This window comes from Pseudonocardia sp. TMWB2A, from assembly GCF_017312135.1.
The window spans coordinates 2,051,998-2,071,521 of the sequence record NZ_QKQY01000002.1; the positions used below are offsets into that span (position 1 = coordinate 2,051,998).

19 protein-coding genes and 1 pseudogene are annotated in these 19,524 nt (G+C 73.0%); 7 read left to right on the top strand and 13 right to left on the bottom strand.

The window, feature by feature from the left end; all coding sequences use genetic code 11:
* The first annotated feature begins 39 nt into the window (after window positions 1-39).
* Window positions 40-777, top strand: coding sequence for a helix-turn-helix transcriptional regulator (locus DMP17_RS24330; RefSeq protein WP_337830706.1), 738 nt, complete (start codon window positions 40-42; stop codon window positions 775-777).
* 10 nt (window positions 778-787) lie between these two features.
* On the opposite strand, the gene DMP17_RS24335 is transcribed toward DMP17_RS24330, so the two are convergent.
* Both DMP17_RS24335 and DMP17_RS24340 read right to left on the bottom strand, forming a co-directional pair.
* Window positions 788-1,156, bottom strand: coding sequence for a nuclear transport factor 2 family protein (locus tag DMP17_RS24335; protein ID WP_226367806.1), 369 nt, complete (start codon window positions 1,154-1,156; stop codon window positions 788-790).
* Window positions 1,153-2,313 (bottom strand): LLM class flavin-dependent oxidoreductase, encoded by a 1,161-nt coding sequence (locus DMP17_RS24340; protein WP_337830707.1) that lies wholly within the window; start codon window positions 2,311-2,313, stop codon window positions 1,153-1,155. Before DMP17_RS24340 ends, DMP17_RS24335 begins: the two co-directional genes overlap by 4 nt.
* 169 nt (window positions 2,314-2,482) lie before the next feature.
* Here DMP17_RS24340 and DMP17_RS24345 point away from each other — a divergent pair, with 169 nt between their 5' ends.
* Both DMP17_RS24345 and DMP17_RS24350 read left to right on the top strand, forming a co-directional pair.
* Window positions 2,483-2,794, top strand: coding sequence for a hypothetical protein (locus DMP17_RS24345; protein WP_337830708.1), 312 nt, complete (start codon window positions 2,483-2,485; stop codon window positions 2,792-2,794).
* Window positions 2,795-2,852: 58 nt separating this feature from the next.
* Complete coding sequence (locus tag DMP17_RS24350; RefSeq protein WP_337830709.1) at window positions 2,853-3,626, top strand: SDR family NAD(P)-dependent oxidoreductase; 774 nt, start codon at window positions 2,853-2,855, stop codon at window positions 3,624-3,626.
* Between the two features lie 8 nt (window positions 3,627-3,634).
* Here the strand turns inward: DMP17_RS24350 and DMP17_RS24355 are convergent, their stop codons facing one another.
* The 6 genes from DMP17_RS24355 to DMP17_RS24380 form a co-directional block, all read right to left on the bottom strand.
* Window positions 3,635-4,381 (bottom strand): LLM class flavin-dependent oxidoreductase, encoded by a 747-nt coding sequence (locus DMP17_RS24355; RefSeq protein ID WP_337830710.1) that lies wholly within the window; start codon window positions 4,379-4,381, stop codon window positions 3,635-3,637.
* 2 nt (window positions 4,382-4,383) lie between these two features.
* Window positions 4,384-6,339, bottom strand: a complete 1,956-nt coding sequence (locus DMP17_RS24360) for an acetoacetate--CoA ligase (protein WP_337830711.1) — start codon at window positions 6,337-6,339, stop codon at window positions 4,384-4,386.
* A 73-nt stretch (window positions 6,340-6,412) separates the two neighbouring features.
* Complete coding sequence (locus tag DMP17_RS24365) at window positions 6,413-7,411, bottom strand: LLM class flavin-dependent oxidoreductase (protein WP_208822968.1); 999 nt, start codon at window positions 7,409-7,411, stop codon at window positions 6,413-6,415.
* A 33-nt stretch (window positions 7,412-7,444) separates the two neighbouring features.
* Window positions 7,445-8,980, bottom strand: a complete 1,536-nt coding sequence (locus tag DMP17_RS24370) for an acyl-CoA synthetase (RefSeq protein ID WP_337830712.1) — start codon at window positions 8,978-8,980, stop codon at window positions 7,445-7,447.
* A 163-nt stretch (window positions 8,981-9,143) separates the two neighbouring features.
* On the bottom strand, window positions 9,144-9,452 hold the full coding sequence (locus DMP17_RS24375) for a YciI family protein (RefSeq protein WP_226354107.1): 309 nt from the start codon (window positions 9,450-9,452) through the stop codon (window positions 9,144-9,146).
* Between the two features lie 31 nt (window positions 9,453-9,483).
* Window positions 9,484-10,527, bottom strand: coding sequence for an ABC transporter substrate-binding protein (locus DMP17_RS24380; protein ID WP_226354108.1), 1,044 nt, complete (start codon window positions 10,525-10,527; stop codon window positions 9,484-9,486).
* Window positions 10,528-10,639: 112 nt separating this feature from the next.
* Here DMP17_RS24380 and DMP17_RS24385 point away from each other — a divergent pair, with 112 nt between their 5' ends.
* Entirely contained in the window at window positions 10,640-11,452 is an 813-nt protein-coding gene (locus DMP17_RS24385) for an AraC family transcriptional regulator (protein WP_337830713.1), read from the top strand.
* Between the two features lie 24 nt (window positions 11,453-11,476).
* Here the strand turns inward: DMP17_RS24385 and DMP17_RS24390 are convergent, their stop codons facing one another.
* The 3 genes from DMP17_RS24390 to DMP17_RS24400 all read right to left on the bottom strand — a co-directional run bounded on the left by DMP17_RS24390 (window position 11,477) and on the right by DMP17_RS24400 (window position 13,536).
* A complete protein-coding gene (locus DMP17_RS24390) occupies window positions 11,477-12,424 on the bottom strand; it encodes an acyl-CoA desaturase (RefSeq protein ID WP_337830714.1) in 948 nt (315 codons plus the stop codon).
* Window positions 12,425-12,550: 126 nt separating this feature from the next.
* On the bottom strand, window positions 12,551-12,871 hold the full coding sequence (locus DMP17_RS24395) for a hypothetical protein (protein WP_337830715.1): 321 nt from the start codon (window positions 12,869-12,871) through the stop codon (window positions 12,551-12,553).
* On the bottom strand, window positions 12,868-13,536 hold the full coding sequence (locus DMP17_RS24400) for a DJ-1/PfpI family protein (protein WP_337830716.1): 669 nt from the start codon (window positions 13,534-13,536) through the stop codon (window positions 12,868-12,870). The genes DMP17_RS24395 and DMP17_RS24400 overlap by 4 nt, the downstream gene beginning before the upstream one ends.
* A gap of 121 nt (window positions 13,537-13,657) precedes the next feature.
* Here DMP17_RS24400 and DMP17_RS24405 point away from each other — a divergent pair.
* Window positions 13,658-14,598: pseudogene (locus DMP17_RS24405) on the top strand (GlxA family transcriptional regulator).
* A 467-nt stretch (window positions 14,599-15,065) separates the two neighbouring features.
* Entirely contained in the window at window positions 15,066-16,088 is a 1,023-nt protein-coding gene (locus tag DMP17_RS24410) for an aldo/keto reductase (RefSeq protein ID WP_337830717.1), read from the top strand.
* Between the two features lie 263 nt (window positions 16,089-16,351).
* On the opposite strand, the gene DMP17_RS24415 is transcribed toward DMP17_RS24410, so the two are convergent.
* Together DMP17_RS24415 and DMP17_RS24420 are read right to left on the bottom strand one after the other, a co-directional pair.
* Window positions 16,352-16,942 (bottom strand): hypothetical protein, encoded by a 591-nt coding sequence (locus DMP17_RS24415; RefSeq protein WP_337830718.1) that lies wholly within the window; start codon window positions 16,940-16,942, stop codon window positions 16,352-16,354.
* Window positions 16,943-16,983: 41 nt separating this feature from the next.
* Window positions 16,984-18,564, bottom strand: a complete 1,581-nt coding sequence (locus DMP17_RS24420) for an alpha/beta hydrolase (protein WP_337830719.1) — start codon at window positions 18,562-18,564, stop codon at window positions 16,984-16,986.
* 236 nt (window positions 18,565-18,800) lie between these two features.
* On the opposite strand from DMP17_RS24420, the gene DMP17_RS24425 reads away from it, so the two are divergent.
* Entirely contained in the window at window positions 18,801-19,430 is a 630-nt protein-coding gene (locus DMP17_RS24425) for a TetR/AcrR family transcriptional regulator (RefSeq protein ID WP_337830720.1), read from the top strand.
* Window positions 19,431-19,524: the final 94 nt, after the last annotated feature.

Sequence of the window (19,524 nt, forward strand, 5' to 3'; positions counted from 1 at the left end):
TCGGACCCACACAGGGGTGTGTGGGGAGGTACGACGACGATGCGTGCCGCGGCTGCCTCGACGCTGTCCGCCGGCCAGCTCGGCCAGGTGTTCGCCGTGCTGGAGCGTGTGGACCGCGCGCACGACGTGTCCGGCTTCGCCGGCGCCACGCTGGAGGCGCTGGGCTCGGTCCTGGGCTTCCGCAACACCACGTTCTTCGTCGGCTCCACCTACAGCGGGCTGTTCCGGGACCCGGACCCGCTGCTCAACGGCCACCAGCGCACGCTGATCCGTGAGTACCGGGACCGCTGGGAACGCCACGACGTGTTCGCCCGCCCGCGGGAGGCGGCCGTCCTGCACCGCACGCACGCCGCCGCGATCGACGCCCGCGAACCGGTCGGTGCCGCCGACCGGGCCTACGTCGACTGGCTGGCCCACCACGGCCTGGGGAACCTGGCCGCGGTCCGGGTCGGGCCGGGCGGACGTGAGGCCCTGTTCGGGATCTTCGGCCCGCCCGGGACCGTGGGCCCGCAGGAGCTCGCGGTGCTGCGGCTGCTGGGCCGCCAGCTCGACGCGGTCGCCCGGCACCTGCCGGACCGGGCGGCATCCGCCGCGCCGTCGCTGCCGCCGCGGCTCGCCCAGACCGCGGACCTGGTGCGGCGCGGCATGACCAACGCGATGATCGCCCGGACGATGGAGCTGTCCGAGGACACCGTGAAGAAGTACGTCAGCCGGCTGCTGGAGCGGACCGGCGCGCAGAGCAGGACCGAGCTGGCCCTGCTGCTGCACGACGCCTGACCCGCGGGGTTCAGCCCAGCGCCGCGAACAGCGGCGCGAGCTGCGCGGTGTCGACGTACTCCTCGATCCGGGTGACCCGGCCGTCGTCGCCGGTGTGCACGACCAGCACCGCGGGCGCCCGGAACGTCGCACCGTCGGGCAGGGTGCCGCGCAGCGTGTACTGCGCGACCGACACCGGCCCGGCGTCGTGGGTGCGGACCCCGGTCATCGCGAAGTCCGGCACGACCGACCGGATGGCGCGGACCGATCCGAACGTGTCCGGCACCGTCGGCGCCTCGACCTCGTCGAAGCCGTGCCAGGTGACGGCGCCGGGAGCGAACAGGCTCTCCCCCGGGTCGAGGGTCATGAGCGCGTCGACGACGCGGGCGGCCGCGGTCACCGGGTGCGCTCCTGCTCGTACTTCTCGGTCATGTGGGCGACCGCGTCGAGCTGGGCCTTCGAGTGACCGTCGCGCATCTCCGACGCGCGGCGGGCGGCGTCGACGGTCGGCTGGGCCTGGCCCTGGAAGTGCGGGGCGACCTCACGGGCGAACAGCTCGAACGAGCGCTTCGTCGCGGCCGGGTCGGCCCAGTCCTGGCCCATCAGCAGCAGGCTGCCGAAGCCGCCCGCCTGGTCGACGAGGCGCTGCACCTGCGTACGGGCCTGGTCCGGCGTGCCGATGACGCCGATCCCGGCCTCGTTGATGAACTGGATCATCTCCTTGACGTTGTCGCCGGAGACCGCCATCTGCGGGAAGGCCGCGACCTTCTGGAAGTAGCCGAACCAGTGCTCGATGCCGTACTCGACCTCGCGGTAGGCCTGGTCGGCGGTCTCGGCGAGGTGGAACGGGCTGACCAGCCGCCAGCCGGAACGGTCGACCTCGGTGCCGGCCGCGGCGGCGCGCTCCTCCATCACGTCCCAGTGGTGGGCGAGGGCGTCGAAGCCGTCGGCGGACAGCGTCGCGCCGATGCTGAGCAGCCCGATCCCGTGCGTCCCGGCGAGGCGGGCACCGGTCGGCGAGGCGACCGCGGCGACCGCGATGTCGAACAGCGGGTCGGAGTAGGGCGCCAGCTGCAGCCGGGCGTCGAACAGCGAGTGGGTCGGGGTCTCGGCGGTGACGCTCTCCCCGCGCAGCAGACGCAGGATGATGTCGAGGTTGGTGCCGAGCAGCTCCCGGGTCTGGGTCGGGTTCAGCCCGATCATCGCCGAGTCGGTCGGCAGCGAGCCGGGCCCGACACCGAGCATCGCCCGGCCGCGGGTCATGTGGTCGAGCTGCACCATGCGGTCCGCCACCCACAGCGGGTTGTGGTACGCGATGGAGGTGACGCCGGTGCCGAGCCGGATCTGCCGGGTGCGCTGCGCGGCCGCGGCGATCATCAGCTCCGGGGACGCGTAGATCTCGCTGCCCGCGGAGTGGTGCTCGCCGAACCACGCCTCGTCGTAGCCGAGCCGGTCGAGGTACTCGATCAGCTCCAGGTCCTGCTCGAACAGCAGGGTCGGGTTGAGACCCGGGGCGTGCACGGGAGCGAGGAAGATGCCGAACTTCAGCCTGGCCATCGGAGGGGACCCTCTCGTCGGCGACGCGTCGTCGCGTCGCACCGTCGGTGACGTCGTGTGGTCACCGTGCTCCGGGCGGCCGTGGTCCGGCGAGTGCACGAAAGGGGACGCCCGGGTGTCCCCCTCGGTGCACTGTCCGGATCCGCCGGGGCGGGCTAGCGTCGGGCGCATGTACTTCCGGATCACCCCCGGCGACGTCGAGCTCGTCGACCCCGCCGACGTACGGGCCTTCCACGTCACCGCGCCGGCGGACCTGGGCGCGGATGACCTTGCGGCGACGGTGCGCGACACCGGTCTCGGCGAGGCCACCGCCGACGGCGGCCACGTCCTGGTGCGGGTCGACGCGGTCCGCAGGCTGGCCGCGGGCCGGGTCGGCCCGGGCTGGGAGGACGACCTCGCCGGGATGCTCGGCTACGCCCGCAGCAAGGGCTGGCTCTCCGACGACGGCGGCTCGGTGCGCGCTCACGTCGAGCGCACCTGAGGCACGTGCACCTTCGTGCACTTCACCGCCGGGTCCGGGTGGCCCTACCGTCGCGGTCATGACGGACTTCACGGGCAGGGTCGCCCTGGTCACCGGGGCGGCATCGGGTATCGGGGCGGCGATCACCGCGCGCCTGCACGCGGCGGGGGCGAGCGTGCTGCTCGCCGACATCGACGCCGGACGGCTCGCGGCGGGCCCGTCGGGTGAGCGGCTGCGCACCGCGGTCACCGACGTGACCCGGGCGGCCGACGTCGAGGCCGCCTGCGCCGCGGCCGTCGAGGCGTTCGGCGGGCTGGACCTGGTGTTCAACGTGGCCGGGGCCGCGCGGCTGGGCACCGTCCTGGACGGCGAGGAGGGCGACTGGCGCTCCACCGTCGACCTCGTGCTCGGCGGGACCTACCTGGGCATCCGGTACGGCGGCCGCGCGATCCGCGACACCGGCCGGGGCGGCGCGATCGTCAACGTCGCCTCGCTGAACGCGCACGTCCCGCTCTACGGCGGCAGCTCCTACGCGGCGGGCAAGGCCGGCGTAGAGATGCTGACGAAGAACGCCGCGCTGGAGCTGGCGCGCCACGGGATCCGGGTCAACGCGGTGCTGCCCGGTCTGGTGCGCACCCCGCTCACCGCGGGCTGGTTCGACGGCGGCCCGGTCGAGCAGGACTTCGCCGCCCGGATCCTCGCGGGCCGGCCCGCCGACCCGGACGAGCTCGCCGGGCCCGCCGTGTTCCTGGCCGGGCCGGACGCGTCGTACGTGAACGGGACCAGCCTCGTCGTCGACGGCGGCTGGGAGATCACCAACTACCCGGACATCTCCGCGGCCGTGCCGTCCTGACGCGGTCGCTACGGCAGCAGCGCCCGGACCCGTTCCGGGTCCGGCCCACCGGGTTCGACGACCACGACGGCGTCGTCGAAGCCCGCGTCGGCGTAGCGGAGCAGGTCCTCGCGCAGCCGGCCGAGGTCGACGCCGGCGGGCACCGGCAGCGCGTAGGCGACGGCGCGGCGTCCACCCGCGGCCCGGTAGCGGCCCAGCGCCTCCACCATCTCCGCGGGCGAGGCGCGGTAGCCCGAGGCCAGCCAGCCGTCGAAGGACCGGGCCGCCTTCTCGACGTTCGCACCCCAGGAGCCCAGCAGCAGCGGCGGCCGGGAGAGCGGCGGGTCGGCGAGCCGGGCGCGGTCGTCGCCGCCGCGTTCCAGCAGCTCACGCAGCCGGACCACGTTCTCGTCGAAGACGCGGAAACGGCTGCGGTGCTCGCGGTCGAGGGTCGCGTAGTCGTCGCGGGTGGAGCCGGGGCTGATCCCGAGGGCCAGCCGGTCCCCGCAGACGGCCTGCAGCGACAGCATCCGGTGCGCGAGCTCCGCGGGATGGTGCAGCGGGACCTGGATCGTGCCGGTCGCCAGCCCGACGCCGTCGGTGGCCCCGGCCGCGGCGGCCAGCGCCACGAACGGGTCCGGCACGAGCCGGCCGCGGCCGATGATCTCCGGCGCCCACAGGTGGGCGAAGCCGGCCCCGGTGAGGCGTCGCGCCCACGGCGCCACCGGGTACGGCGGCGCGTCGGACAGGTGCGCGAGCGTGGCCCCCAGGCGCACCGTCAGCCCTGCCGTTCGGCGGCGAAGCGCGCGTACCAGCGCAGCGCCTCGGGGTCGTCGACCGAGGCGATGTTGGCGGCCCGCTCCAGCGGGCGCCCGGCCATCAGCTTCTTGATCGGCACCTCCAGCCGCTTGCCGCTGAGCGTGTGCGGCACCGCGGGTGCCTCGACGATCTCGTCGGGCACGTGCCGCGCGGTGAGCCGGGTCCGCAGCGTCGTGACGATCTTCTCCCGGAGCGCGTAGTCGAGCGGGTGGCCCTCGGCCGGGACGACGAACAGGCCCAGCCAGTACCCGTCGTCGGGGAGGTCGACGCCGACGACCAGGGCCTCGGTGATCTCCTCCATCGTCTCCAGGACGTCGTAGAAGTCGCCGCTGCCCAGCCGCACGCCCTGCCGGTTCAGCGTGGAGTCCGAGCGGCCGTGGATGGAGACGCTGCCGTCGCCGTGCACGGTCACCCAGTCGCCGTGCCGCCAGACGCCGGGCCAGGTGTCGAAGTAGGAGTCGGTGTAGCGCTCGGCGCCGGGGTCGTTCCACAGATGCACCGGCATCGACGGCATCGGCTGGGTGACGACCAGGTCCCCGACCTCGTCGACGACCGGGTTGCCGTCGTCGTCCCACGCGGCGCAGTCGACGCCGGCCAGCCGCCCGCCGATCCGGCCCGCCCGGACCGGGGAGTACTCGTTCGCGCCGACGAAGGAGCCGGAGATGTCGGTGCCGCCGCTGGTGGAGTCGATCCGCAGGTCCGGTGAGACGTGCTCGTACAACCAGTCGTAGCCGGCCGGGGGCAGCGCGGAGCCGCTGACCATCACGTGCCGCACCCGGGACAGGTCGTGCTCGGCGCGCGGGGAGACACCGGTGTTCGCCGTCGCGGTCACCACCGCCGCCCCCATCAGGACGACGTCGGCGCCGGTCCGGGCGGCGGCCTCCCAGACCGCGCCGGGCGGGTGGCCGGGGCTGCCCTCGTAGAGCACGATGCTCGCGCCCTGGGTGAGCGCGCCGAGGTGCATGTTCCACAGCGCCCAGCCGGTGGAGGTGTAGGTGAACATGCGCTCGCCGGGCCGCAGGCCGCAGTACAGCCCGGACCACTTCAGGCCCTCGAGGGTGATGCCGCCGTGACCGTGCACGAGGCCCTTCGGCAGGCCGGTGGTGCCGGAGGTGAACAGCACCCACAGCGGGTGCGAGAACTCGACCTGCGCGAACTCCGGTTCGGCGTCGACGGCGAGCAGCTCGTCCCACGGCGTCGTGCCCTCGGGGGCGGGCCGGTCGAACACGTACGGGACGTGCACGACGTGGCGCACGGTCGGCAGCTCGGCCCGCAGCCGCGCGACGACGTCGGCGCGGTCGACCTGCCTGCCGTTCCAGTGGTAGCCGTCGGCGACGACGAGCACGGTCGGTTCGAGCTGGGCGAGCCGGCCGATGGTGCCCTCGGCGCCGAAGTCCGGTGAGCAGCACGACCAGACCGCGCCGACCGCGGCCGCGGCCAGCAACCCGATCACGGCGTGCTCGGTGTTGGGCAGGTAGGCGCAGACCCGGTCCCCGGGGCGCACCCCGGCCCGGCGCAGCCAGCCGGCGGCGGCCGCGACCGACCGGCGGAGCCCGCCCCGGGTGATCTCCCGGGCGGGCGCCCCGCCTTCCCGCACGCACACCAGGGCGGGGTCGTCGTCGGCGCCGCGGCGCAGCGCGTGCTCGGCCCAGTTCAGCCGGGCCCCGGTGAACCACCGGGTGTGGGGCATGTCGTCCGCGGTGCGGACCTGCTCCCACGGCGTCGAGAACGCGACGTCGTAGTAGTCGACGACCGAACGCCAGAACCGGTCGACGTCGGCGACCGACCACGCGTGCAGGGCGTCGTGGTCGTCGAACGGGCGGCCCTCCCGCTCGGCCAGCCAGTCGAGGTAGGCGCGCAGCGCGGACCGCTCGACGCGTTCCGCGGGCGGGGTCCAGAGGACGTCGTCGGCCATGCCGGTCACCTCTCGTGCCGTGCGGTGGCGGGCCGGCCCACCGGGGAACGGGCCCGCCACCGGCTCGTCCGTGTCAGGAGGCGAGGACCTTCGGCATGATGTCGTTCTTGATCCGCTTGAGGTCGTCGAGCGTCTTCGACACCGGGACGTCGGCGAACGGCGGCCAGATCAGCGGCATCGTCATGCCCGCCTCCTTGTACGCCTTGAGCCGGTCGGTGAGCTGCTTCTCGGTGCCCACCAGCAGGTTCGACGCGACGCCGTTGACGGTCTGGTCGACCTCCTCGTCGGTGATGACCGTCCAGATCATCGAGCAGATCTCGAGGTCCTTGGCCCGCTTCGGGCTGCCGATCTCCTCGAACTGCTCGTCGATGGCGGTGATCCACTTGGCGAGGCCCTCGGGCGAGTCCTGGATGCCGATCCAGCCGTCGAGGTCGTACTTGGTGATCCGGCGCGCCGAGCGCAGCGGGTCCTTGAGGCCGCTCATGAAGATCGGCGGGCGCGGGTCCTGCAGCGGCTTGTGCCCGAAGCCGCACGCCTCGAAGTCGGCGAACTCGCCGTGGAACTCGTAGTGGTCGGCGCTCTTGTCCCAGACGCCCTGCATGATCTCGATCGACTCGCGCACGTGCTTGTGGCGCTTCGGGAAGATGTGCGCGGCGCTCGCCGCGGCGAACTCCTCGGGCATCCAGCCGGAACCGACACCGACGTTGAGCCGGCCGCCGGAGAGGTGGTCGATGGTCGCCAGCTCCGCGGCGAGGACGCCGGGCGAGCGGAACGGCGTGTCGATGATGCTCATCCCGATACGGACCTTGGTGGTCTTCGCGGCGAGCCACGGGATCAGCGGGTAGCCCTGGAACCACTTGCCGCGCGAGGACACCGGCAGGGCGTTCGGCAGCCCGTCCATCATGCCGAACGAGTACTGCAGCTCCTGGCGGTCGGACTTCTCCGGGACGACGATCCGGTCGAGCGTCCAGACCGAGTCGAAGTCCAGGTCCTCGGCGAGCGCGGTGAGGTCCTCCAGCTCCTTGACCGTGACGAGGTCGCGGAAGTTGGGGAGGTACAGAGCGAGCTTCATGTGATGCTGCCTCCTTGCGGCATGACAGTGTCGCTAACGGGAGAGTGTGACCCTGATCTCGTTCTTCAGAACTTTACCCACAGTCGAGCGCGGAAGATCGGTCCAGATCTCGATCTGCTTGGGCGTCTTCACGGAACCGATGCGCGCCTTGACGAACGCGGCCAGTTCGCCGGTGTCGATCTCGGCACCGGGCTGGGGCTGGACCACCGCGGCGACCCGTTCGCCCCACTTCTCGTCGGGCAGGCCGACCACCGCGCAGTCCCGGACGGCGTCGTGCGCCATCAGGGCCTGCTCCACCTCGGCGGAGTACACGTTGAAGCCGCCGGTGATCACCATGTCCTTGGCGCGGTCGACGATGTGGAGGAAGCCGTCGTCGTCGAGCCGGCCGATATCGCCGGTGTGGTGCCAGCCGTGCGCGGACACCTCCGCGGTGGCCTCGGGATTGCGGTGGTAGCCGGCCATCACCAGCGAGCCGCGGACGCAGATCTCGCCGCGCTCGCCCCGCGGTACCGGGTGCCCCTGCTGGTCCAGGATCGCGACGGTGACCAGCGGTGACGGGCGCCCCGCCGAGGACAGCCGCTCGGTGTCGATGCTCCCGTCGGGCCTGCGGTGCTCGGCCGGGGACATCGTCGAGATCATCATCGGCGCCTCGGACTGGCCGAACAGCTGTGCCATCGGGCCGATCCGGGTCAGCGCCTCGGTCAGCCGGGCCACCGACATCGGGGCCGCGCCGTACCAGAAGCACTGCAGCGACGACAGGTCCGTCGCGTCGAGCGCCTCGTGGCCGAGGACCATGTAGATCAGCGTCGGCGGCAGGAACGTGTGCGTCACCCGGTGCGCCTCGATCAGCTCCAGGAACCGGCCGACGTCGGGCTTCGCCATGATCACGACCTCGCCGCCGCGGGCCATCACCGGGAAGCACAGGACGCCCGCGGCGTGGGTCAGCGGCGCCAGCGCGAGGTAGACCGGCCGCTCGTCGAACGGGTAGCTCATCAGCGTGATCGCCGACATCGTCTCGACGTTGCGGTCGGTCAGCAGCACGCCCTTCGGACGCCCGGTGGTGCCGCCGGTGCCGACCAGCGCCACGATCTCGTCGGGCGGTGCCGCCTCGGCGGACGGGTCGTCACGGGCGGCGTCGAGCCAGGCGTCGAAGGCCTCGGCACGGCCGTCCGGGCCGGGGTCACCGAGGCGCACCAGGGTGGTCAGCTGCGGGAGGTCCGGGGCGATCTCGGCGACCAGGCCGTCGAAGGAGGGCTGGTAGATCAGCGTGGTGCAGTCGAACAGGTCGAGCAGCTCGGCGGTCTCGCCCGCCGCGTTGCGCGGGTTGATCGGGCACCACACCGCGCCGGCGCGGGCGATGCCGAACACGCAGGAGAACGCGGTCGGGTCGTTCGCCGAGAGGATGCCGACCTTGTCCCCCGGCGCGACTCCGGAGCGTCGCAGCGCCCGGGCGACGGAGTGCGAGAGCTCGACGACGTCGCCGTAGGACAGCGTCCTGCCGTCGAGGGTCAGACAGGGGGCCGCGGGATCGAGGGAGGCGCCCTTGTCGAGGTAAAAGGTCAGCGACATCGCGGCTCCCCGGATCTGCACCGTTGCGGACAGCGACGACCGTGGCGGGAATCTGGACAGTTGTCAAGATTTCCTGCCCGACCGGAGTGGGGAACGCCGACGACGGACGGCCCGGGAGATCGGTCCCGGGCCGTCCGCCGTCGTGGTGCGGTGCGGGGGGTGCCTACGCCTGCCCGGTCAGCGACCCGGCCAGCGGGCCCAGCGGCGGCGCCCACTCGCGGATCTCGGCGCGGGCCACGACGCCGGCCGTGGAGAACGGGTCCGCGTCCACGATCGCCTGCACGGCGGCCCGGTCCTCGACGCGGAAGATCAGCAGGCCGCCCGGGTCCTCACCCGGGGCCCAGGCGCCGGCGACGAGCATCGTCCCGTCCTCGGCGAAGGGGCGCAGGTAGTCACGGTGGGCCGGACGCGTGGCGTCCCGGAGCTCCGTGTCGTCGGTGTAGGTGTAGATCAGCGCGAAGGTCGTGGCCACGGGGCGATCCTCGCACGACGGCGGCCACCGGTCAGCGGGCCGCGGCCGCGCGTGCCAGGTCGGCGGCCAGCCGGTCCAGCACGACCGGGATGGTGAGCGGGCTGGGTACGAGGGCGGCGAGGAAGGCGAGGTCCTCGGCCCCGTAGAGCGCGACCGCACCGGCCGTGACCGTCGGGAGCTGCCCCAGGACGGGCGTCGCCCGCAGGGACTCCGCGCTGCTCTCGGTGGTGTTGGCGACGATCACGTCGGCGTCGGCCTCCGCCGCGCGTTCCAGCGACAGGTCCGCGAAGAAGGCCCCGCCGGTGGCACGGTCCAGGGCGGCGACCCCGGGGGACGCGACGGGCCCGAGCTCGCCGATGAAGGCCACCCGGGGGTCGGCGGACAGGTAGACGAACAGGGAGTCGGCGGACCGCTCCAGGAAGGTGAACGTGAGCCCGTCCAGCTCCGGGTGCCGCTGCCGGACCGCCGCGATCCGCGCGGTGAGGGCGGCCTCGGTGCGTGCGGCGGCCGCGGACTCGCCGGTGACCGTGCCGATGAGGTCGAGCTGCCTGCGCCAGTCGACGGTCCACTCCCCGGACGACGACGCCACCGTCGGCGCGATCCGGCTCAGCTGCCGGTACATCGTGTCGTCCAGGGCGCCGTAGGTGAACAGGATGACGTCCGGCCGCAGCGCGGCGATCTTCTCCAGGTCGGCCGCGCCGTTCGGCAGGAGGGTGACCGGGCCGCGGTCGACGTGCTCACGCACCCACGGCAGGACCCCGTCGGTATCGGCGGCGGCGAAGGTCGGGAAGGTCGCCACCCCGACCGGGCGGATGCCCAGCGCGTAGACCACCTCGACGTCCGAGCTGCCCAGCGCGACGAGCCGTCGCGGCCGGGCGGGCACGGTGGTCTCGCCGAACATGTGCCGGACCGTCACCGGGAACGCCCCGTCCGCCCCCGGGCCGGCATCCGCGGGCCGCGGACCGGCCGTGCCCCCGGCGCACGCCCCGACGAGCAGGACCACTGCCAGCAGCACCGTCACCAGCACCGGACGACGAGCCCCCGACCACGGGGCCACCTGCCGACGTCGCTTCATCCAGGACTCCTCGCCACCATGGTTGACCGTTACCGGCGGCGAGATTAGTGTCGCCTAACCTCAGACGGAATGCGGTGATCCGGTCACCCGGTGCCGCGGGGAGGACACCCTCGTGGCCGGAACGCCGTATCGAGCATCGCTGCCGCAGGAGCGTCCGCCGACCGTCGGGCCGGGTCGGCCACTCCAGGGCATCCATGTGACGCGCGACACCCAGCGCGAGCCGCTGCACTTCGCGGCACACCGCCACGACGCCGACGAGCTCATGTGGGCCCGCCGGGGCCGGGTCGAACTCGGCACCGGTGCGGGACGCCCCTCGCTGCACGCCGGGCACCTGGCCTGGATCCCGGCCGGGACCGTCCACGCGGCCACCGTGTCCGCCGGCGGCGACCTGGTGTGCGCCCTGCTCGATCCCGTCCTGCGCCCGGCCGGAGACCGGTGGAGGGAACCACGGGTACTCGGGGCCGACCCCCTGGCCGGGGAGCTCCTGCTCTGGCTGCACACCGACCGGCCGGCCGCCGACAGGGTCGCGGGCCGCACCCTGCTGGGGCGGCTCCTGCTCGTGGCGGAGGAGCGGGACTGCGCCCTGCAGCTCCCCCTCGACCGGCGCGCCCGGACCGTCGCCGACGCGATCCGTCGGAACCCCGCGGACCGGCGGTCGGTCGAGGAGTGGGCCGCCCACGTCCGGACGAGCCCACGGACCCTCAACCGGATCTTCGCGTCCGAGACCGGGCTGTCACTGGGACGCTGGCGGACACGGGCGCGGGTCGACCACGCCGTCGACCTGCTGGCCGCCGGGCGGTCGGTGGACGCCGTCGCCGCCGGGGTCGGCTACGCGACGACGAGCGCCTTCATCGAGGTGTTCCACGGGATCCGCGGGGAGACACCCGCCGTGTACCGCAGACGCGTGGGCGGGAACCGGCGCTGAGCCGGTCCCCGCACCCACCGCGGGTCACTTCGCCGCGAGGCGCTCCAGGCGACGGGTGGTGGGCCAGCGGACGTTCGTCGCCCAGCCCGCCTTCTCGAAACCGCGGATGACCACGGCGGAGATGTCGATCTGCCCCTTCTTCACGCCGTGCCGGGCACAGGTCGGGTCGGCGTGGTGCAGGTTGTGCCAGGACTCGCCGCAGGACAGCAGGGCCAGCCACCAGACGTTGGCGGACCGGTCGCGCGCCGCGAAGGGTCGCTCGCCCCAGATGTGGCAGATCGAGTTGATCGACCAGGTGACGTGGTGCAGCACCGCGACGCGGACGAAGCCCGCCCAGAACAGCGCGGTCAGCGCACCCCACCAGGACATCGTGATCAGACCACCGAGCAGCGCCGGGCCGAGCAGGCTCGCGACGACGATCAGCGGGAACGCCTTGTCGACGCGCGCGATGTCGCGGTCGTCCAGCAGGTCGGGGGCGAACCGCTTCATGTTCGTGAGGTCGCGGTTGAAGATCCAGCCCAGGTGCGCGTGCCAGAAGCCCTTGACCAGGGCCATCGGGCCGGTGCCGTAGAGCCACGGCGAGTGCGGGTCGCCCTCCTTGTCGGAGAACGCGTGGTGCCGGCGGTGGTCACCGACCCAGTCGAGCACGCTGCCCTGCAGCGACAGGCTGCCCGCGATCGCCAGCGCGATCCGCAGCGGGCGCTTCGCCTTGAACGAGCCGTGGGTGAAGTACCGGTGGAACCCGACGGTGACGCCGAGGCAGCTCACGTAGTAGAAGACGACGGCCAGCACGACGTCGGTCCAGCCCAGGAAGCCCGCGCCCCACGCGAGGGGGACGGCCGCGAGCAGCGCCACGGTCGGCAGGACGACGAACAGCCCCACCAGGACCATCTCCCCCGGCGGCCGCTTCCCGTCGAGGAGGGGTGCGGGACCGCTCTTCGTAGGAGCCGGGGCCGCGTCGAGTGTTGTCATGGCTCCACCACACCGCGTGACGGGCGCCGGCACAGTGCGGCTGGCCCCCCTGTGTCGACGGGGGTATCTCCTGGACTGGGCCGTTCGCTCGATCGCGTACCCCCGAGAGCGGAACGACGCACGCCGTCAGTCGCACGTCCGCTCACCGGAGACGGCGGTGCGGGGCAGGCGTCCCGCCCGGGAGTGGCCGACGAGCGTGTCACCGGAGACGACCACGTCGTACTCGAGGTTCAGCCGCATCGGCCGGGTGACCCGCTGTCTCCAGGTGAGGCGCTCCCCCTCGGGCGTCGGGGTGCGGGCGACGTCGTCCAGCGTCGTCGTCTCGCCCGCGCCGACGGCGGTTCCGGTCAGGCCGCCGTCGGTCTCGGTGAACCGGTACTCGGCGGCGATGGTGCCGATCGGCGTCCTCATCCGCAGGTGCCAGGTCCCGGCGACGCCGCTGCTCACGCGACCCCCTCCACCGCGGCGAGGCCGGTGTTCCGCCAGGTGGTCCCCCGGCGCTCGTACTCGAACAGCGCCTCGACGGCGTGCGCGATCCGCGGGCCGAAGTCGCGTTCGAGCAGGTGGAGCCCGAGGTCGAGGCCGGAGGTGACACCGCCCGCGCTGACCAGGTCGCCGTCGTCGACGACGCGGGCACGCACGGCGGTGACGCCGGCGGCCTCCAGCAGGTCCACACCGAGGACGTGCGTGGTCGCCGTCCGGCCCTCCAGGAGCCCGGCCATGGCCAGCGCGAGCGACCCGCCGCAGACCGTCGCGACGGTGACGGCGGTGTGGTCCAGGCAGGCGCGCAGCAGCGGGGCGGCGGGCCCGGTCGCGAACCGGGACAGCAGCACGGGGATGGTGTCGATCTCGTCCGGGTCGCCGTCGACCGGGCCCGCGGCCCCGGGCACCACGACGTAGCCGGGAGCGGTCGGGTCCAGCGCCGCGGTGGCGGCGAGCGTGACGCCGGTGATCCCGGAGACGACGTCCCGGGGGCCCTCGGCGGACACGAGCCCGATGTCGAGCGCGCCGCCGAGGACGTCGCTCCCGGCGGTCAGGACCTCGTACGGGGCGATGACGTCGAGTGGGTCGAAGCCGTCGAAGAGCACGAACTGCACACGGGGGTGGGGCACGGCGGGTCCTCTCGCTGGAGCGTCCGTCGCCATCGTGCGCGCCGGCGACGGACGCGGCCACCGTCCATCCGGACATCCAGCACCTGTATCCGGCCACACGACGGCGGGCTAGCTTCGGTGCGTGTACACGGTCGTGGTGCTGGCACTGGAGGACGTGATCGCGTTCGATCTGGCCACACCGGTCGAGACGCTCGGGCGCGTGCGGCTGCCGGACGGACGACCGGGCTACCGGGTCGTCGTCGCCGGGCCGGAGCCGGAGGTCGGCGCGGGACCGCTGCGCATCGGCGTCGACGCCGGGCTCGACGAGGTGCGCCGGGCGGACCTCGTCGTGGTCCCCGGCCGCAACGACACCTCCGCGCCGACGCCGCCCGCGGTCGTCGAGGCGCTGCGTGCGGCCGCGGCCGCGGGAACCCGGCTGGCGTCGATCTGCGTCGGGGCGTTCACCCTCGCCGAGGCGGGGCTGCTCGACGGGCTGCGGGCGACCACACACTGGCTCGCCGCCGAGGAGCTCGCGCGCCGCCACCCTGCCGTCCACGTCGACGCCGACATGCTGTTCACCGACAACGGTCAGGTCCTGACGTCTGCGGGCGCGTCGGCGGGGCTCGACCTGTGCCTGCACATCGTCGAGCGCGACCACGGTGTCGCGGTGGCGGCCGACGCGGCCCGGCTGGCCGTCGCGCCCCTGCAGCGCAGCGGCGGCCAGGGCCAGTTCGTCCTGCGCAACCGCCCGACGCACCGGACCGCGACGCTGGAGGCGACCCTGGCCTGGATCGAGGAGCACGCACACCGGCCGCTCACCCTGGCCGACATCGCGGCCGCGGCCGGAACGAGCAACCGCACCCTGACACGGCGGTTCCACGCCGAGACGGGCAGAGCCCGATCCAGTGGCTCACCGGCGTCCGCGTCCGGCACGCGCAGGAGCTCCTGGAGCTCACCGACCACACCGTCGACCGGATCGCCGCGCAGGTCGGGTTCCCGTCGCCGAGCAACTTCCGCGCCCGGTTCGTCCAGACCGTCGGGGCCAACCCGGGCGCCTACCGCCGGACGTTCGGCCGAGCCTGAGCCGGCGGGTCGCCGGAGGGGTCGACGGCCCGGCCCGGTGCGGCCCGGGCCGAGGACGTCCTGAGGGTGGGGACCCTGATCCGGGAGATCCGCCGGTCCCGGTCCCGGTCCCGGTGGGCGTGCCGCGAGGTGCGGTCGACGGCGTCGTCCGGGTCCACCCGGTCCTGCTCGTCCCGGTTCCACGGGGACGTGGTTCGAGCCCGGGCGACCCGCATCCGGACCGGCCGGGCCCTGTGCCGAGGGCGTCGTCGGCGAGCAGCGCGCTCGCACCTCACGGTGGCGGAGGACCCACGCCGCACAGCTCGGACGTCGTCGCCCCCGGGGAGGGCGTCACGGACCACCCCGCCGCACCGGCTTGCACAAACGGAACCTTGTTCCGTATTATCCGGAACAAGATTCCATATCGGGCCCGCCGTGGAGCTCCCACCACCGAGACCGCCGCCCGCGCGGCATGAAGAGGACGAACCATGCAGTACCGCACACTCGGAAGAACCGGCCTGTCGGTCAGTGCGTTGGCACTGGGGACGATGAACTTCGGCCACCTGGGCCGGACCACACAGGACGACGTCGATGCCATCGTCGGCACGGCGCTGGACGCGGGGGTGAACCTGGTCGACACCGCCGACTTCTACTCGGGCGGACAGGCCGAGGAGATGCTGGGCAGGGCGCTGGCCGGGCGGCGTGACGATGTCGTACTCGCCACGAAGGCCGGGCTCCCGATGGACCGGAGCGGCCTGCGGCAGGGTGCGTCGCGCCGATGGCTGACCACCGCGCTGGAGGACAGCCTGCGCCGACTCGGCGTCGACCACGTCGACGTGTTCAAGGTGCACCGCTGGGACCCGGCCACCGGCGACGAGGAGACGCTGTCCGCGCTGACCGACCTGCAGCGCGCGGGCAAGATCCGCTACTTCGGATCCTCGACCTTCCCCGCCCACCGCATCGTCGAGGCACAGTGGGCAGCTCGCGAGCACCGCCTCGGTCGCTACACCGTCGAGGAGCCCAGCTACTCGATCCTGCAGCGCGGTATCGAGCGGGACGTCCTCCCGGTCGTCGAGCAGTACGGCATGGGCGTCACGGTCTGGAGTCCACTGTCGTCGGGCTGGCTGTCCGGCGCGGTCCGGGAGGGCCACGAGATCACCACTCACCGCTCGCAGCTCATGACAGCCCGTTTCGACGTCTCGCTGCCGCACAACCGGGCCCGCCTCGACGCCGTCGAGAAACTCGTCCCGGTCGCCGAGCAGGCAGGACTGAGCTTGATCCAGCTGGCGCTCGGGTTCGTCACCGCTCACCCTGCGGTCACCGCGGCGCTGATCGGACCGCGCACCGTCGAACACCTGACCAGCCAGCTCGCCGCGGCCGACACCGTACTGCCCGCCCACGTGCTGGACACGATCGACGACATCGTGGCCCCCGGTCTCGACCTGGCCTCCGGCGAGAAGAACGACACACCGCCCGCCCTGCTCGATGCGGGGCTACGCCGCCGCCGGTGACCGCGCTCGACCCCGGCCCCTCGCCGGGACCGTGACTCCCCCGATCCCCCCGGACCGGCTCACGGCCCGGGAGGGACCGATGGCCGGCACCCGGCACCGTGGCGAGCCGGTGCTCGTCATGGCGGCGGTGGCCCCGCTGCCGGTGCGCCTCGCGCCGTCCGCACGACGCCGGCTCGCACACGTGCCCCCTCGCGCACGTGTGCGAGCCCCCGTGACGAGCACCGCGGCCCACCGCAGCCGGTCCGCGCCCCGGGCGGGGCGGGTCAGAGCGAGGTCCAGATGGTCTCGGCGTCGATGATGCGGTTGTGCCGCCAGGTGACTGCTCGTTCCATGGCGGCGACGACACCGGCGACCGTGAGGGTCCCGAGCAGCCAGCCGGGTAGGAGCACCGGTGAGGTGAACGTCCCGAACCGGTCCGCCACCTCCGGGATCGAGGTGACCATCTCGAGCCATACGGGTGCGGCGAGGACGAGGTTGACCAGCAGGATCATCACGGCGGTGGCGGCGATCCCCCTGCTCAGACGAGGGTGGTCCCGGGTCAGGACTGCGCGCCGGTGCTCCAGGGTCCCCGGAGCCGGGGCCAGTCTGCGTTCCCGTCCGTCGGGCGTGACGAGATGGACCCGGGTGACGCCGTACAACCCGGCGTCGACCTCGATCCTCCCTCCGGGGACGGTGAAGGTGGCGGGCATCTCGGCCGTGCTGGTGCGCTGCCCGTCCCGGTAGAGCCGGGCGCGGTGGTCCTCGGTGGTGCGGGTCTCGACGGCCCAGACGGCCGGCCCGTCGGGGTCCGGCAGCGTGATCGTGTGGACGGTGCGGCTCAGTGCCTGGTGGAGTCGAACGGGTCGGAGGGCCATCGTCATCTTCTCCTGTCTGCGGGAACGGGGTCCCGAGCGGGTCAGAGGCTGCATCGGGCGTCGGCCGGCGGGGTCTCGAGGTCGAGGAGGTAGGCGTCGACCGCATCGTCGACGCAGGTGCTGCCACCCAGGAGGTAGGCGCCGTGCTGCTTGCCGTCGACGGTGAGCAGGCTCGCGCCGAGGGTTCGTGCCATGGAGACGCTGCCCTCGTAGGGCGTCGCGGGATCACCGGTGATCCCCACGACGAGCGTCTCGGGCAGGCCTTCGAGATCGGCGGGCAGCCACGGTTCGTCGCGTGTCGGCGGTGCGGGCCACGCCTCGCACTCGCTGTGATAGGTCCCCGCCGTCAGCAGGTCGATGTCGAACATCGGCGCGACGTTCCCGACCTCTCGCGCGTGCGCGGTCTGTTCCTCCGCGCTCAGGCGGGGCCAGTCCATGCAGCGCACGGCGATGTTCGTGTCGATGTCGGTGGTGTAGACGCCGTCGGCGGTGCGGCTGTAGAAGCCGTCGCGCAGGGCGAGGATCTCCTCGGCCCGCCCCGCGTCGAGCGCGGTCAGAGCGGAGATCAGCGAGGGCCAGTGGGCCTCCGCCGCCAGGCCCGCCGTGATGCCGAGGTAGACGTCCCAGACGCTCACGTCCCTGCCGTCGGCGGTGGGCGCCGGTGTCTCGACGAGCGGCGCGACGATCTCGTGCAGACGCTCGTTCGCCGCTGCGGGATCGGGGCCGAGGACACAGTCGGCCGACCGGGCGCAGAGCGCGGCGACCTCGTCGAACCGTGACTGGGAGGCGGTGAACTGGGCGAGGCGGAGCTCGCTCGGTGTCCAGTCGGGTCCGACGGCGCTGTCGAGCACGACGGCACGGACCTTGTCGGGGTGCGCGGCGAGGTACATGGCGCCGATCTCGGAGCCGTAGCTGTAGCCGAGGTAGGTCAGCCGCTCGTCGCCGAGGACCTCCCGCAGGATGTCCATGTCACGCACGACGTTCGCCGATCCGGCGTTGACGAGGTTCTCGACGCCTCCGGAGCCCTCGATGCAGCGCTGCGCGTGGTCCACCGCCTGCTCGGCGCTGGTGATGTCGTAGACGGCGCCGAACCGGGGAACATCTCCGGCGTCGTACTCCTCGTCGGTGTAGCAGTCGAGGGCCGGGGTCGACGCTCCGATCCCGCGCGGGTCGAAGCCGACGATGTCGAAGCGCTCGGCGACGGGACCGTTCTGCCACTGGGGCAGGAAGGACGCCACGAAGCTGGTGCCGGACCCGCCGGGGCCGCCGGGGTTGACCAGCAGCGATCCCTCGGCCTCTCCCCTGGCGGGGAGACGGGTGAGGGCGAGCTGTGCCCTCTCCCCCGCCGGAGCGTCGTAGTCGAGTGGGACCTCGACCGACGCGCACTCCAGTGCGGGGTTCGCGAACAGCTCGGCGTCCGCGGCGTTGGTCGCGGTGTCCGTACAGCTGCCCCAGTCCGGTTCCTGCGTCAGGTAGGCGGCCATGTCCGCCTGACCACCGGGCGCCGGCGGGGTCGTCGATGTGCAGGCCGCCAGCAGGACGACGGGGATGACGGCGATGGCCGCGGCGAGACGGGACGCGACCCGTCCCGATCGGTACGGGCGTCGGCGATACGAGGACATGTCTCTCCTGGGTCGGGTCGCAGGGTCGGCGACGGCGATGCGCGCCCGGCCGGGTCGACGACCTGCAGAGGAGGAAGGACCTGCCGGCCGTGACCGGGAGACGCCGGACGCGGATCGCTGTGGGCTCGGCGAGGACGGTGAGAGGTGGGCCCTAGTCCCTGGACGACACCGTTTCTAGCATGCGCATGCTAGAAATATAGCATGCTCATGCCATAACGGGACGATATTTTGGAGCCATGCCCAGACGCGTCGACCCGGACACCCGGCGAGCGCAGGTCGCCGACGCCGTGATCGACGAGATCGCCGCACACGGACTTCGCTCGGTGACCCTCGCGCGGATCGCCACCCGCTCAGGCCTGGCCATCGGGAGCATCCGGCACTACTTCGGCGACAACCTGAGGGAGGTCATGTCGTTCACGTTGGGGGTCCTGCTCCAGCGCGCCGAGCACCGCAACCCGCAGCTGTCCGGGGACCCGGCGAGCCGGGTCGCCGATCTGGTCGTGTTCGTCGCACCCACCAGCGAGCAGGAACGCAAGGAGAACATCGCGCTCGTCGAGTACAGGGTGATGGCGCGCACGGATCCGCAGTTCGCAGCCGAGGTCGCCACGACCTCGCTCGCGGCCGCAAAGGCGATCCGGGCACTCCTGCGCGAGGCACTCGCCGACCGCGTGATCGACGACGAGGCGCTGCACCGCGAAGCGCTCCTGCTGCTGACCCTGGTCGAAGGCTTCTCGCTCGGTTCGGCCCTGTCCTCGACCCCCCTGCAGGAGGCGGATGTCCGCGCCGTCGTGACGAACACCCTGCACCGCATAAGGGACGCCTACCCGCCTCGCCGGGAGGCACCGGTGGAGCGATCGGGGCCCTGAGCACGCCGGCGCCACCGACATCGCCGTAGCGCCACGTCATCAGGGGGCCGCGACGCCCGTCGTCCACTTTCAGCTCACGATCATCCGACTCCGC

What these genes read in the sequence shown, in the direction of transcription:
- DMP17_RS24330 (WP_337830706.1), top strand. Translation starts at nt 40, where the DNA reads ATGCGTGCCGCGGCTGCCTCGACGCTGTCCGCCGGCCAGCTCGGCCAG.
- DMP17_RS24340 (WP_337830707.1), bottom strand. Translation starts at nt 2,313, where the DNA reads ATGGCCAGGCTGAAGTTCGGCATCTTCCTCGCTCCCGTGCACGCCCCG.
- DMP17_RS24345 (WP_337830708.1), top strand. Translation starts at nt 2,483, where the DNA reads ATGTACTTCCGGATCACCCCCGGCGACGTCGAGCTCGTCGACCCCGCC.
- DMP17_RS24350 (WP_337830709.1), top strand. Translation starts at nt 2,853, where the DNA reads ATGACGGACTTCACGGGCAGGGTCGCCCTGGTCACCGGGGCGGCATCG.
- DMP17_RS24360 (WP_337830711.1), bottom strand. Translation starts at nt 6,339, where the DNA reads ATGGCCGACGACGTCCTCTGGACCCCGCCCGCGGAACGCGTCGAGCGG.
- DMP17_RS24365 (WP_208822968.1), bottom strand. Translation starts at nt 7,411, where the DNA reads ATGAAGCTCGCTCTGTACCTCCCCAACTTCCGCGACCTCGTCACGGTC.
- DMP17_RS24370 (WP_337830712.1), bottom strand. Translation starts at nt 8,980, where the DNA reads ATGTCGCTGACCTTTTACCTCGACAAGGGCGCCTCCCTCGATCCCGCG.
- DMP17_RS24380 (WP_226354108.1), bottom strand. Translation starts at nt 10,527, where the DNA reads ATGAAGCGACGTCGGCAGGTGGCCCCGTGGTCGGGGGCTCGTCGTCCG.
- DMP17_RS24390 (WP_337830714.1), bottom strand. Translation starts at nt 12,424, where the DNA reads ATGACAACACTCGACGCGGCCCCGGCTCCTACGAAGAGCGGTCCCGCA.
- DMP17_RS24410 (WP_337830717.1), top strand. Translation starts at nt 15,066, where the DNA reads ATGCAGTACCGCACACTCGGAAGAACCGGCCTGTCGGTCAGTGCGTTG.
- DMP17_RS24415 (WP_337830718.1), bottom strand. Translation starts at nt 16,942, where the DNA reads ATGGCCCTCCGACCCGTTCGACTCCACCAGGCACTGAGCCGCACCGTC.
- DMP17_RS24420 (WP_337830719.1), bottom strand. Translation starts at nt 18,564, where the DNA reads ATGTCCTCGTATCGCCGACGCCCGTACCGATCGGGACGGGTCGCGTCC.
- DMP17_RS24425 (WP_337830720.1), top strand. Translation starts at nt 18,801, where the DNA reads ATGCCCAGACGCGTCGACCCGGACACCCGGCGAGCGCAGGTCGCCGAC.